Source organism: Falsihalocynthiibacter sp. BN13B15 (genome assembly GCF_041205415.1).
GTDB classification, from domain to species: domain Bacteria; phylum Pseudomonadota; class Alphaproteobacteria; order Rhodobacterales; family Rhodobacteraceae; genus Falsihalocynthiibacter; species Falsihalocynthiibacter arcticus.
The window spans coordinates 1-13,398 of the sequence record NZ_JBGFCE010000029.1 but is presented as its reverse complement, the minus strand read 5'-3'; the positions used below and the strand labels follow the sequence as shown (position 1 = coordinate 13,398).

Here is a 13,398-nt window from a genome sequence, read left to right as displayed (position 1 = left end):
GGTTTTGTCCAGCAGTGCGTGAACTCGCCCATTGCAAATTGTGCAATTGCAGCGAAAGTCCGGTTCGACGGGCCGCATTGCAGCATACAATATGTCCGGCGAGAGGCAGGTTTGGGCCGTTAGCGGCAATGCCAGGGTTGCCAATGGATGCAAACGCAGCGAATGTCGGCAAAGAGCCCAATGTGTCAAATGCTGCAGTGGGACGAATGTCCGCTTCTGGGAAGCATAGCTATGCATTCGTCGATCTCAGTCTTGAGCTGCAAACAGCGGGCCCACCCAAATGACGCAGCGCTAAAATTTAGTTGTGAGCCCGCGCGATCCGAACAAGAAATTAAACGCAGAGCTAAGCGTTTCTTATATGGATGTTCTGCTTCGTTTCGAGATGACGACAAGCATCAAGATTGTTGCGATATAAGGCAAGCTTGAGAGCAGTTGAGAAGGTAGCCCAACCCCTGCGGCTTGCGCTGTTAACTCGCCCAACGACAGCAGCCCGAACAAAACCGCACCGAATGCGATCCGCCCTGTTTTCCAGGTCCCAAAGACAACCAAAGCAAGCGCGATCCAGCCGCGACCTGCGATCATGCCCTCGGCCCATAAAGGCGTGTAGACCGTCGCAGCATAGGCCCCAGCCAACCCACACATTGCCCCACCAAAGGCAACGGCAGCGCAGCGAATGCTTGTGACGGGATATCCAATTGTGCGCGCAGCATCGCTGTTTTCTCCGATCGCCGTCACAATAAGCCCGGCCTTTGTACGGTTCAGCACATACCACATTGCAATTGCGCCAAGAATGGTGAGCCAAACCACGATGTCTTGGGTGAACAGTGTTGGGCCAAGTACGGGAATTTCTGACAGAATGGGCATGGGCAGTTTAGGTAGGCCAGTAATCGTGAGGCTTTCATAGGATTTCCCGAAAAGAGCTGATAATCCTAACCCAAGAATACTGATAGCAAGACCCGCCGCGACTTGGTTGGCTTTCACTGTCAACACCAACCCAGCAAAGACCATCGACAACAGCGCGCCTGCGCAAGCGGCCGCTGCAAAGCCCAGCAGATGTGAATCGCTTTCAAAAACACAAATAAACGCAACGGCAGCTCCGATGGCCATCATGCCTTCTAGGCCGAGGTTTAGTAAACCTGTGCGCTCAACAACCATTTCACCCAGCGCCGCAAGCAAAAGAGGCAATGCGGCAGCCAAAGTGCCTGCAAGTAAAAACGCGACGATACTCATGTGTTGCCTCGCGATTGCGACGGGGTAAATTCAACTCGGAAACGGATCAGCGTGAAAGTCAGGAGGTAAAAGGCGAGCAATAATCCTTGGAACACCTCAACCGCAGCGACCGGCAAACCCGCTGTTACTGTTGCGCTATCCCCACCGATATAGACGACCGAGATAAGGAAGCTTGAGACAACGATACCTATGGGCCTTAACCCGCCCATATAGGCTACGATAATCGCCGCGTAGCCGTAACCGGATGAGACAGAGCGTTGCAGCTGTCCTAAAGGTCCTGAGACCTCGCTCGCGCCTGCAATGCCAGCGGCCATTCCGCCCAAAGCAAGGCTGATCCAGATCATTTTGTTCCCATTAAAACCCGCATAAAGTGCTGCTCGCGTCGCAAGCCCCGAAGTGCGCAGTTGGTATCCACTGAAATGATGTTGCATCATTAAATGGGCTAGAACACTGGCTATCAACGCGAAAAGCAGTGAGATATTCGTGCGCGTCCCTTCAAACAAAAGCGGCAGCATCGCGTTGTCGGGGAACATGACGGTTTGCGGGAAATTGAAACCTTGTGGATCCTTCCAAGGTCCCAACAGCAGATAATTCAAAATCTGCGCTGCTATGAGGCTTAGCATCAAAGTCACCAGAATTTCTGAGGCCCCAAAGCGCGTTCTTAGCCCTGCGGCGATGCACCCATAGGCCATGCCGCCGATGGCACCTGCGATGATCATCGCGGGCAACATCAGCGGAAATGCACCATCCGGAAAGAACACAGGAAACGCAGAGGCGCAGATGGCTCCGACAATAAACTGCCCCTCGGCCCCGATGTTAAAGACATTGGCGCGAAACCCGATAGCCAACCCTTGTGCGATCAGCATCAAAGGCGCGGTTTTCAAAAGGATTTCGGTAAAACTGTACCAGCTTAAGAATGGCTTCAGCAGCAAGGCATAAAGTGCAGTTCCGGCGGGTTTTCCCAGCAGTGCAAATAGAACTAGGCTGGTCAGGCAGGTTAGTACCAAAGCTAAAATTGGTGCCGATACCATCGCCGCGCGTGATGCTGTGTCGCGGCGCACGAGTTGGATCGTCATTCAGTCGCCCCGATCATATAGGCACCGATGTCTTGGGCCGTTGTTGTTGCAGCATCTAATGGTTCGGACAATTGCCCCTCGCTAAGGACATGTAGGATATCACAAATTTGGAACAGTTCTTCCAGCTCTTCCGAGATAACAAGAATCGCCGCCCCTTGGTCACGCATTTCAAGCAGGCGCCGCCGGATCGCGGTTGCAGCACCGATATCAACACCCCAAGTGGGTTGGGACACCAACATGACTTTGGGTGCGAGCATGATCTCGCGACCAAGAATAAATTTCTGTAAATTGCCACCAGACAGCGCGCCTGCCTCAGTTTCAGGAGAAGGGGTGCGCACGTCAAAATCGGCGATGCAAGCATCGGTAAACAACCGTTCCACCTTACGCTTGATGAAACCGTTTTGCAGCATTCCCTGGCGGTGAGCCGTCAGCAGGCTGTTGTCAGCCAGCGACATTTCAGGCACGGCACCGCGCCCCAATCGCTCTTCGGGTACGAACGAAAATCCAAGCGCACGCCGTTGCGATGGCCCAAGCCGTCCAGCAGGCTGGTCCAAAATCGTGATCATATCTGCCTTGGCACAGAGCGCCTCACCCGAAATCAAGGCGGCCAGTTCTTGTTGACCGTTCCCTGATATGCCTGCAATTCCAATGATTTGGCCGCTTCTCAAGTCCAGATCAAGCGATTTCAATGAGGTTCCAAAACGGGTTTTCGAAGGATGCTCCAAACCACGCAGTTGCAGCGCGACATCACCGGCTGCCGTGTTGTTATGTTTCGTCAGTTTCGGTATTTCGCGCCCAATCATCAGCTTGGCCAGATCGGCTGCTGAATGCGTGCGTGGGTCGACACGTCCCGTCACTTCGCCGCGCCGCAAAACGGTTGCCTCGTCGCACAGTTCTCTGATTTCATCGAGTTTGTGAGAGATGAAAAGGATTGCCATGCCTTTGGCCTGAAGGCTGCGCAATGTTTCAAATAACATAGCGACGCTTTGCGGCGGCAGAACTGACGTAGGCTCATCCAAGATCAACAATTTGGGATCTAACAGCAAACAGCGGATGATTTCGACCCGTTGCCGTTCACCCACCGATAGTTGATGCACCATCGCATCGGGATCCACATGCAGCCCGAATTGATTGCCGAATGCCGTGATCTTATCCGCCAGTTCAGCCTGTTTTCCAGGCACCAAAAGCGAGACATTTTGCACAACGCTAAGTGTTTCAAACAACGAGAAGTGCTGGAACACCATGCCTATCCCCAACGCTTGCGCGTCGGACGGTTTGTTCAGATGTACCGGTGTTCCGTTCCAATGAATTATGCCGCTGTCGGGTTTTTCGACGCCGTAAACCATCTTCATCAGGGTGGATTTACCCGCCCCGTTCTCACCCAACACCGCATGGATCGACCCTGCGCGTACCGCGAGGTCGATGCCTTTGTTTGCCTGCACTGTCCCGTACCGCTTTGACACATCGTTGAGTGTCAAAAGTGCAGGCGAGTGATCGCTCATGAAGGAAGTGGCGTTGTGACGCCTGCGACATGCCAATCCATGCTAAGGATTTCACCGTCGGTCATTGCAACACCTTCAGCATAGCGTTCTGTGCCGTCCTGATCAACAAGTGGTCCCTGGAAGACAGTGAATGTGTCTGCTGCAATCTCAACCTGTTTCGCCTCGATTTGCGCTACAACGTCGGCAGGAATATCTGCGTTCCAGTCAGCAGTATAGACGACATCATCGTCCATCCCGAGCCAGAAATTATTGCCTTCAAACGAACCAGCCAAATGGCCATCAACAAGCCGTTTGAAGTGCGGGCCCCAATCGGTTCCAACAACGCCAAGATATTTCGATGGCGCATATTTTGCCATGGATGAGTTCAGGTTGAAGGAATAAGCGCCTGCCTCTTCAGCAACCGCAATCACGGACGGTGTGTCTTGGGCGTTGGAAAAGACAACATCGACGCCTTGGGCCATCAAGGCCTTAGCGGCGTTTTGCTCTGCCGCTGGATCGAACCAAGAATTCACCCAAACAACGCTCATCTCGATTTCAGGATCAACAGAACGTGCGCCCAACATGAAAGCGTTGATCGAGGTGATTAGCTCTGGGATCGCAAACGCGCCCACACAGCCCAGCTTTTTGCTTTTTGTAAGCGATGCAGCGGCCATGCCCATCAAATACGTGCCCTGCCAGTATTTGGCGGTGAAAGGTGAGAAATTTGGTTCGGTCAGATAGCCAGACGCATGGATGATCGACACATCAGCGTTGCGCTTGGCAATCTGGATGCCGCCGTTCTGGTAGCCGAACGACCCCAAAAGCAGCACTTTGTTGCCTTCAGCAACAAGACTGTTTGCGATGCGGTCGGCATCTGGACCTTCCGCGATGTTTTCCAGAATGGTAAGCTCGATTTGGTCGCCATAAGCTTCTTTTACGGCATTTACGCCTTCTATCAGCGTGTGGGACCAGCCCACATCAGCCGCGGGAGAGGGCAGCACGACCCCCATTTTCAACACATCCTGCGCCATTGCCTTCATAGGCAGCGCAATCGCGGTAGTTGCAGCAAGTGTGCCCTTTAGAAAGGTGCGGCGTTGTACATTATGTGACATTAGAGTTCCCCTGTTTGGTGTTGCGGTAAAATTGTGTGCAGCGTTTGTTCGGCAGCATGAAAAAGCGCCATTTCGTCAAGATGTGGAAAGTAACCATTGGCCCAAACAACCTGTCCATTAATCATCGTCAGATCAACAACAGCGCCGATGCCAACCTTGGCAATTAAACTGATTGGATCGTGACGTGTCCCAACATAATCGAGCTTGCGGGTATCAATTGCGAACAGATCTGCAGCCATTCCAACGCGCAATGCCCCGATGTCCGAGCGCCCTAAAAGAGAGGCACCGCCCTCGGTCGCATAGTTTAGGAACCGCGCCGGCGTTGGCACAGGATCTTCACGACCCGAGGCCGCCAAACATTGCAACATATAAGCCGAATGGACGCAGTGCATCAGATTGGAATTGTCGTTTGAGGCAGCTCCATCAACCCCAAGGCCGATGCGCACGCCAAGCGCATCCATCGCTGGGATATCCGTGACCTCTGCGCCAACCAGATAGACGGGTTCAGGACAGTGGGAAACGCCTGTGCCGGACGCCGCCATGCGCGCAAGTTCGGCGCGCGTCAGCTCCCATCCGTGGGCGTAAAATGTATCTGGTCCCGCGAAACCGATGTCTTCGCAATATTCTACCGAACGTTTGCCATGGATCTGTTCGATGATCGGGCTTTCGCCTTCGCCCACGTGACTGTGCAGGATCACACCTTTGTCCCGTGCAAGACGCACAGATTCAACAAATGTTTCTTTGTAGCAATTGACGGGCTGGCAGGGTGCTACCGCGACTTGACGCATCGAAAGCGGGCCCGCATCGTGGTAACTGTCAATCAACCGTTCGCAATCGCCGATAAATCCATCTGTGGTTTCCAGCATTTCATCTGGGATGGTGCTGCCCTCGGACTTGGGCAGCGTATTACCGCCTCGACCAGCATGAAAACGAATACCCATCAGTTCTGCGGCTTCAAACTGACGGTCGATGATATGGCTGCCAGCATGGCGTGGGAAGCAATACTGGTGGTCAAAGGCCGTTGTACATCCATGTTTGATCAACTCGGCCATCGCCACCACTGAACTGTGGTAAAAGCAATCTTCTGTCAGTTTCGAAAAGATCGGATAAATACGATCAAGCCATTCAATAACAGAATAGCGGGTCCAATCTAATTCAGCCCGGTTGCGCACGAAGCACTGAAAGAAATGGTGGTGCGTGTTGACCAAACCAGGATAGATGAACATTCCAGAAGCGTCGATGACCTTGCAATCATCGGATAAGTTGCGCGACAGATCAGGTCCAATGGCCTTGATCGCTCCAGCTTCGATGAGCAGATCGTGGCGCCACAAAACCGGCTCTGCTGCTGAAGTCACGATCGCTTCGCAAGATTTCAAAAGGGTCGTTGTCATGCAGGTAACGCCGGATCTGGGGCCAATTCGTGAAGCCGATGGATGCCGGGCATTTCGATAAACCCTGGCAAAGAGCGGATCGCACGCATCCACAGGCGGATCGTTGGATAAGGATCAAGGCTTACGCCGCCATCAGGTGCAAGGGCGGTGTTTGGAAAGCAGGCAATGTCAGCGATGGTTGGACATGCACCTGTTAGGTACGCCATACCGTCAAATCGTATTTCGCTTAGGTGTTCCTCAAGTTTACGTAGCTGTGTCACCCCATCTCGGCGTGCCTTCTCGATATCGACATCATAAGATAAAATGTCGTGCAATCGTGCCATACCGAGGCTGGCGTTCAATTGATCTGCGAAGTTGAGCCATTCTGCATCGGCATTTGTCCCCAGCCATCCGCTGTCCGCCTGCGTCGCCAAATGCCGGAGCATCTGTGTAGATTGTGACATGATGTGTTCGCCATCAACGAGTATTGGCAGTGTGCCTGCGGGGTTCAACGCAAGCATCGTATCTGATTTGTGATCTTTCTTTGGGTGAAAATTAACCGCTTTCAATGTCAGCGGTACGTTCACAAGTGCAGCCATCAGCCGGACTTTGTAGCAACTTGCACTGAGTATATAGTCGTAAAGGATCATGCTGCGACCACCTGTGCGCCGTATGTATATCCGATTTTCTTCAGCCAGCGGCGATAGGCGATCGAAGTCATATCTGCCTGTGTTGGTGCCTCCATTCCAGGGTCAAGCGGCAGCTTGCGTGGGATTTGATTTTCCAAAATTGAACGGTCCTGCATGAAGATCATTTGTTGAAAACTCACCAATTCTGCGTGCAATGTCGTGTCATCATAAAGCGCCATCCATGGCCAAACCTCGCACCATTCTTCATTCAATGGTTGGACAAAAAGGGTGATGACATCCCATTCGCCGGGGCGCGGTGGGCAGGTCTTATAAAGCACGGCAACCGTTGGGGCTGCGACCCTATACATGTAATCTGTGGTGATCCCGCCATCGGCCGATTGCGCGGCTTGTGGCTGGTAAAATTTGACACGGGTTGCCCAAACTTCATCGACGTCTTCACGGATCTCAACGTCGTAACGTGCGACCTCGGTATGGGGTTCCGCGCCAAGCACATCGGTATGAACAAAAGGGAAATGTGCGATATCAAGGAAATTTTCTACGGCCCGCAAGGGCGAACATTTCACTTTGATGGACCCACAATCGACAAGGCGTCTGCCCGGAGCTTCGGCTTCGGGTATCGTAAACAGGTCGCGATCTGGTTGTCCAAGACTGGTCCAAAGATGGCCGTAACGCACAACAGTGGGCAAGGATTTACCGGACGCATCGCGCACCCAGTAGCTTGATCCATCCCGACCCAAAGTGATCGCTTCATCCAACAACAACGTATCACGCGGTGCATGGATGCCAGAGCACATAGCGACGGGATACCAATAATTTACAGCGTTACTGGTCATGCCGCAGCCCTTTCGATGTTTGCGCGTTGGATCTCCAGCCAGCGCGAAACCTCTTTGCGGCCGTCAGGATCGCAGGTCAAAGCATGGATTGCAGTGCTGGTATCGTTGACAGGGTGCAGAGCGAGAGTGATCGGACGGGGAGTGTCCAAATGAATGAGTGTGGCATCAGGTGACCCGAAATAGGTTGCCACGTCACCAATAGCGCTGTCGATGTGAAGTGTGCGCACGGGCGTTGACAAGTGAACAGGTGGCGGGGCATCGGTGGTTTCGGTCAATGTGGCCCAAATCAAACCATCTGCCTCGGCGCACTGATAGGTTTTGGCGCAAATGCTTTTTGGGGGCACAAGATTGGGATGTGCTGGAATGGAAACGCACCCGCCATCGCTGCCATACTGCCAGCCATGATAAATGCATGACAACTTTTCGCCACGCACAAAACCCTGTGACAGGCGCATGCCACGATGTGGACAGCGATCACCCCAAACAAATGCCTGTCCCGATGCACCACGCCAAATGGCCAAATCGTTTCCGTTAAGACAACACGGCATGCTCATTGCACGCTGCAAATCCGCGCTCAGCGCGATAGCCACCCAAGTCAAAACACACCTCATCCCAAATTTCCCCAAGATGAAGGTACGCCCTGGAGCGCAGAGCAATCAATCAGAATTCTGGATTAAAGTTACTTTTTTGATCAAAAATTCAATTTTGGTCAAAATTTAGTCAATATGAACGTCTTGACCCGTCGATTTGAAATCCACGTGCGCAACAAGTGCAGACTGAGGTCCCAAGCTACACGCCAACGCCAGCGCGTTTAGCATTTCGTGCTGCCCAGTCGCGCGTACGTTAAGACAATCGGCATGCAAAGATGCGCTAAATTCACGCAACCCCAGCTTGAAAGCATGACGCATTATCCACTCTGGGAAATCTGGTGCGGCAACGCGCCCGAATATCTGGATTGACCCGACTTGATCTGACTGGGTTGGAATTGTTACTGGCAACGTTTCATCCTAAGCAAAATTTTCAGACACTTCGTAACTTGTACTAAATAACATTTCATCCGACCTGAGGTCAGTCAAGATGTCATGCACTTGTTAAGAGCATCACAGCGCGTAGACGTCATTTTAAACAATTAAAATTTTAATTCTATGTTGGGGACATAGGACTTAAAAAAGCCGACATTGATGCTCACGCAGCGAACGTCGGTTTTGTCCGCTTAGCAGACCTAGCGACCTAATAATGCTGCGGCAACGTGTCAATGTCCGCTTCGGTGGGCTGCACCGCAGCATTTGAAACTGTTCTGAGCGGCGGGTTTGGGCCGTTCACGACACCTACGCTAGGAACTGTTAGGAAGTTCGAGTGCGAATGCAGCATTCGTCATTCAGTGCGGTTTTCCGCAATCCAGCCATTCGACCCACGAACACTGAAAGCAACCGGCCGATGGCGGCATCCAGTGGCCGATTCAAGAGATCGCGGCAACACACTCAGCGGAAATTCAACACTACCCCCTTTATCAAGCTATTCTCCGGCCATGGCCTCTGTGGCTGCAATCGCGAGTTCCAAGAGTTTATGGCCCCCATGCGGGTCATCTCCCGAGGGAAAGAAATTTCGGAACATTCCCGGTCGCAACTCTCCCTGATCCTCTCCGACGGGTGCTTCAAAGATGACTTTGTCCTCCTTGATTGTCACCAAAACACTAAGCGTGTCCAGATCCTCCGGATCAATTACTGTCGGGTCATTTGAAAGTATGACGAAATCGGCAAGCTTGCCGACCTCCAGGGAGCCCTTTTTGTCTTCTTCGAAATGCTGCCATGCTGGCCAGATCGTCATTGCCTTCAGAGCTGTCATGACATCCACCCTTTGATCCGGACCAAGAATATCACCCGAGCGGGTTCGGCGTGTCACGGTCGCATCCAGCACGCGCATACTGTCCGGGTACGCGACTGGTGCGTCGTGGTGTGTTCCGAACATCATTCCACGTTGGCGGACCCAGCCCGTTGGAGAGATATTGTCCGCGTTGACGGGACCGACCGTATGTTCGCGGTGCCAATCCCCCCAATAGAATGTGTGCATCGGGAAAAGGGACGGAAAAAGCCCAAGTCGTTTGACCGAGTCCACCTGGTCTTCGCGCATGAACTGACCGTGAATGAGGACTGGTCGATTTCCAACCGGACCGTATTTTGCAAGTGCTGCCTCGGTCGCCGCGATCAGCATATCAGAAGCGCCTTCACCATTGGCGTGTGTGAGAATCTGGAGGCCGTTCGAGTAGGCCCAGTCCATCACGTCATTGACCTGTTCCATTGTGGCGGAGGAGTAGCCGGAATAGCCGGGAGGATAATCGCCTACCGGATCGTAATAGGGGCGGTCCCGCAAGGCTGTAAACCCTTGCGGCGATCCGTCGATTGTGAGTTTCGCGCCCGCAACCCTTAAGCGGTTAATATAATCCTGGGAAACGTTTTCAAGGATGAAATCGCGGTCCACAAGTACATCCGGATAGGTCACGACGTCGATCTCAAAGCCGCCTTCATCCGCGATGCTCCGCATAACTGCAACCGTCGCGGGAATAGATCTACCCTCTTGTGCGGTGGTATAGCCAAAACTCGCCCATAACTCGGTCCCGGCTTTTGCGAAGGCCCTGAAGCCGTCCTCGCCCAGACCACCAAGCATTTTGACCAGAACCGCGTAAAACGCGTTCTCCTCAAGTACGCCGGTTGGTTCTCCTTGAGAATCGCGGCGGTAAATCCCGCCCGCTGGGTCAGGTGTATCTGCTGTCACACCTGCCATCTCGAGAGCCTTGGAATTGGCCGCGCCCAGATGAGAGGATTGGTGAACAAGCAGTATCGGCACATCCATGGAAATCTTATCAAGATCTTCGCGGGTCGGATGTCGGAGTTCCGCAAGCTGGGACTGGTCATATCCGAATCCGATGATCATTTTTACTGACGCAACAGTTTCGGCATTATCCTTCATCCAGCCGCGCAGGGTCTCCTGAAGTTTCGGGATATCGGTGACCTCGCCGTCGGGCGGGGCGAGCAGGTTTGCCGAAAGCCGCTGGAGACCTCCGTTCACGACGTGACCATGGCTGTCAACGAAACCGGGAAGCATTGCGCGACCGTCGAGTTCGAAGATCTCGGTGCCTTCTCCCTTGTGCAAGGCGACGTCGGCAAGAGATCCCACAGCTATGATGACACCGTCTTTCACAGCGATGGCTTCGGCTGAAGGTTGCGCGTCGTTGATGGTCAGGATTGGCCCACCGGTATAGATAGTGTCGGCGATTTCCTGTGCATTCAAAAAAGCAGGTAGAAGAGCAAATAGTGTCGTTGTAACAAGTCTCTTTAACATGAATCCCATAGCTATTTCATCCTCCCAGTTGATTGGCGACCCCACCTAAACGGTATCGTAAGGACTATAAAAGGCAAAGCGGTTTATTCGATTGCCTGCGCCCATCAGACAGCAAACGGAAGGATTTTTCCGGCGCACTTATGGATCGAAGCTAGGCGGATAAGATGATGCTAAGTCCACGAATGGCAGTTTCGTTGAAATTGTACGCAGCAGTGGGACTTCAGCTCAGTGGCTAGAATGGGCCGTTCGCTTCGTTTGCATAGGGGCTCTGACTCAATGTTTTTTTGTGCTACCGCGGCATTTGGCGCTAAGGGCGGACAGCTGACATTCGCTGCAAGTGCGAACCGGGTGTGCCGGAACGTTTGAAGCCGACATTGGGGAATCCTAGAAACGGGAGTTTTCTCTGCGCTGTCGCAAGTCGGCTTCGAGCCCATTGTACCTTTTTTCTGCTGTGCGGCTAACTTCTGCTTTGCGAAATATATGGGCGACCGACGCTAATCACGTCGCAATTCTTCTTCCAGATATCCTTTTGAACGCCCAAAAGACAACCGCAAGCAGAACAGACACAAAAGCAGCCATTGTTAAACCCGATTTCACAATGGAAGCGACACTTGCCACTGGGACAGTGTTGGCAGATATTTCTGGCCAACTCAGGATCATGAGGCAGATGCCGATGTTTTCTAGATAGTCACCGATAGCTGCCCCAATCGAAAACCAAATTCCGATCTGAACAAGTTTGCGGTCCACGCCCCTTAACCCCAACCATTTGAGCAATGATACCAAAGTCAGCGCCATGAGCGCGGGATACGCTAGATCGAGCGGAATCTGTCGCGTGAGATAATACCGCCTCCCGCTAGATCCTAGGGCAGAGAGCAGTGAATTTGCCTGTTCAGCCGAATATCCTCCGGGGCGCATGTCGAAAGGGCGAAGGCCGGACAAAGTCTCGATGTGCGCGAGTGTGATAAAGATCATCAACAGATAGATTCCGCTGGCAGCGAAACTGAAGAGAGCCGCTTGCCGCCCATACTTCTTAGTTGGTATCATCATATTCATTGGTTGTTCTCCGTACAATTAACACCGTCGTACTGAGTGCGAGCAAAGCTGGCATTATCGTTTGATAAGGAATTCGCAACTTGGACCTTTTTACTTTTCTGACGTGTCTCCCGAACGCATTGGATAAAGACATTGGGCGTGAGTTCGCGGCAGCATGGAGTGTGGAATATGTCGAAAAAGGGTGTCGTATAGCGACGCAGGGCGAACCAGACCCCATGGAGCGCATCATTCTTGATGGACAAGCCACCAGTCAAATCACAGATCCCGAAGGTCGAGCCGTTTGCGTTAGCTTTCACACTGGTCCATGTGTGGTCACACCAAATGTCGCGAGAACCAGAAACGGGATCTCGCTCGTATCAATAAATTTGATTACGGATGCACTGGTTGCACAAATGGACAGCCGCGCTTTGACTGAGCTTATGTTAGCATCGGAGCCAATTCGCGAATGGGCAAACGGCATATTGCAACACGAACTGGCCCGTAAGGCTGATCGGGAGTGGTGCCTTGCGGCACTTGGCGGCGCAGACCGCCTTGCGTGGTTTCGGAAAGATTTCCCGCGTCACGAAGGGCTTTTCGGCCATTATTTGATAGCATCCTTTCTCGGTGTAACACCGGTCACACTAAGTCGGCTTCGCAGTGCCGAGCGAAACGCGACGCTTGACTGAAGGTTCTATTGCGAGGACCAATTGCCCGGTGGCCTCAACTGATCGACGCAACACATGCATTGAAACGCTCTGCGGGAGTTTCGTATCCCAGCGTCTTTCGGGGTCGCTCATTGAGCTGTCTTGCGACAGCGCTCAGCTTTGCTTGACTATGTATCGACAAATCCGTGCCCTTTGGGAAGTACTGTCGTAGCAGGCGGTTGGTATTTTCGTTTGAACCGCGTTGCCAGGGCGAATGGGGTTCGCACAAAAACACGTCGATATCCGTCGCCAAGGTGAAGGCCTTATGCTTCGCAATTTCTGAACCACGATCCCAAGTCAGGGAGCGATACAATTCTTTGGGCAGTTTGCGTGACTGTTTGATCAACGCTTGAATGACGCTAGCGCTATCTTTCTTACTGATTTTTGCCAACATGACAAAGCGCGTGTGGCGTTCGACCAGAGTGGCAATGAAGCTGTTGCCAGAACCTGCGATGAGATCGCCCTCCCATGTGTGGATGCCCCGTTCAATGCAAGAGATTCTTTCAACAGTTTGTACATGTGATCGGGTACGGTCATGTGTCAGGCCTCAGTTTGCGACGTTTCACATGCC

The 13,398-nt window shown here is 52.7% G+C and carries 11 protein-coding genes and 1 pseudogene; 1 reads left to right on the top strand and 11 read right to left on the bottom strand.

Annotated elements, in window-relative coordinates; translation table 11 throughout:
* Window positions 1–354: 354 nt before the first annotated feature.
* From AB9F26_RS21515 to AB9F26_RS21470, 10 genes are all read right to left on the bottom strand, one after another.
* Entirely contained in the window at window positions 355–1,230 is an 876-nt protein-coding gene (locus AB9F26_RS21515) for an ABC transporter permease (protein ID WP_369757874.1), read from the bottom strand.
* Window positions 1,227–2,306: an ABC transporter permease gene (locus tag AB9F26_RS21510; protein WP_369757875.1), complete on the bottom strand. Its 1,080-nt coding sequence runs from the start codon at window positions 2,304–2,306 to the stop codon at window positions 1,227–1,229. The genes AB9F26_RS21515 and AB9F26_RS21510 overlap by 4 nt, the downstream gene beginning before the upstream one ends.
* Entirely contained in the window at window positions 2,303–3,808 is a 1,506-nt protein-coding gene (locus tag AB9F26_RS21505) for an ABC transporter ATP-binding protein (protein ID WP_369757876.1), read from the bottom strand. Before AB9F26_RS21505 ends, AB9F26_RS21510 begins: the two co-directional genes overlap by 4 nt.
* Complete coding sequence (locus AB9F26_RS21500) at window positions 3,805–4,899, bottom strand: BMP family ABC transporter substrate-binding protein (RefSeq protein ID WP_369757877.1); 1,095 nt, start codon at window positions 4,897–4,899, stop codon at window positions 3,805–3,807. The genes AB9F26_RS21505 and AB9F26_RS21500 overlap by 4 nt, the downstream gene beginning before the upstream one ends.
* Window positions 4,899–6,290, bottom strand: coding sequence for an amidohydrolase (locus tag AB9F26_RS21495; protein WP_369757878.1), 1,392 nt, complete (start codon window positions 6,288–6,290; stop codon window positions 4,899–4,901). Before AB9F26_RS21495 ends, AB9F26_RS21500 begins: the two co-directional genes overlap by 1 nt.
* Complete coding sequence (locus AB9F26_RS21490; protein ID WP_369757879.1) at window positions 6,287–6,919, bottom strand: glutathione S-transferase family protein; 633 nt, start codon at window positions 6,917–6,919, stop codon at window positions 6,287–6,289. The genes AB9F26_RS21495 and AB9F26_RS21490 overlap by 4 nt, the downstream gene beginning before the upstream one ends.
* Complete coding sequence (locus tag AB9F26_RS21485; RefSeq protein ID WP_369757880.1) at window positions 6,916–7,752, bottom strand: aromatic ring-hydroxylating dioxygenase subunit alpha; 837 nt, start codon at window positions 7,750–7,752, stop codon at window positions 6,916–6,918. The genes AB9F26_RS21490 and AB9F26_RS21485 overlap by 4 nt, the downstream gene beginning before the upstream one ends.
* Window positions 7,749–8,363 (bottom strand): Rieske 2Fe-2S domain-containing protein, encoded by a 615-nt coding sequence (locus AB9F26_RS21480; RefSeq protein ID WP_369757881.1) that lies wholly within the window; start codon window positions 8,361–8,363, stop codon window positions 7,749–7,751. Before AB9F26_RS21480 ends, AB9F26_RS21485 begins: the two co-directional genes overlap by 4 nt.
* 904 nt (window positions 8,364–9,267) lie before the next feature.
* Window positions 9,268–11,091, bottom strand: a complete 1,824-nt coding sequence (locus tag AB9F26_RS21475; protein ID WP_369769052.1) for an amidohydrolase — start codon at window positions 11,089–11,091, stop codon at window positions 9,268–9,270.
* 498 nt (window positions 11,092–11,589) lie between these two features.
* Window positions 11,590–12,144, bottom strand: a complete 555-nt coding sequence (locus tag AB9F26_RS21470) for a hypothetical protein (protein WP_369769051.1) — start codon at window positions 12,142–12,144, stop codon at window positions 11,590–11,592.
* Window positions 12,145–12,224: 80 nt separating this feature from the next.
* On the opposite strand from AB9F26_RS21470, the gene AB9F26_RS21465 reads away from it, so the two are divergent.
* Window positions 12,225–12,809: a hypothetical protein gene (locus tag AB9F26_RS21465; protein WP_335586673.1), complete on the top strand. Its 585-nt coding sequence runs from the start codon at window positions 12,225–12,227 to the stop codon at window positions 12,807–12,809.
* A gap of 34 nt (window positions 12,810–12,843) precedes the next feature.
* Here the strand turns inward: AB9F26_RS21465 and AB9F26_RS21460 are convergent.
* Window positions 12,844–13,296, bottom strand: a pseudogene (locus tag AB9F26_RS21460) (IS30 family transposase); the annotation flags it as partial.
* Between the last annotated feature and the right edge of the window lie 102 nt (window positions 13,297–13,398).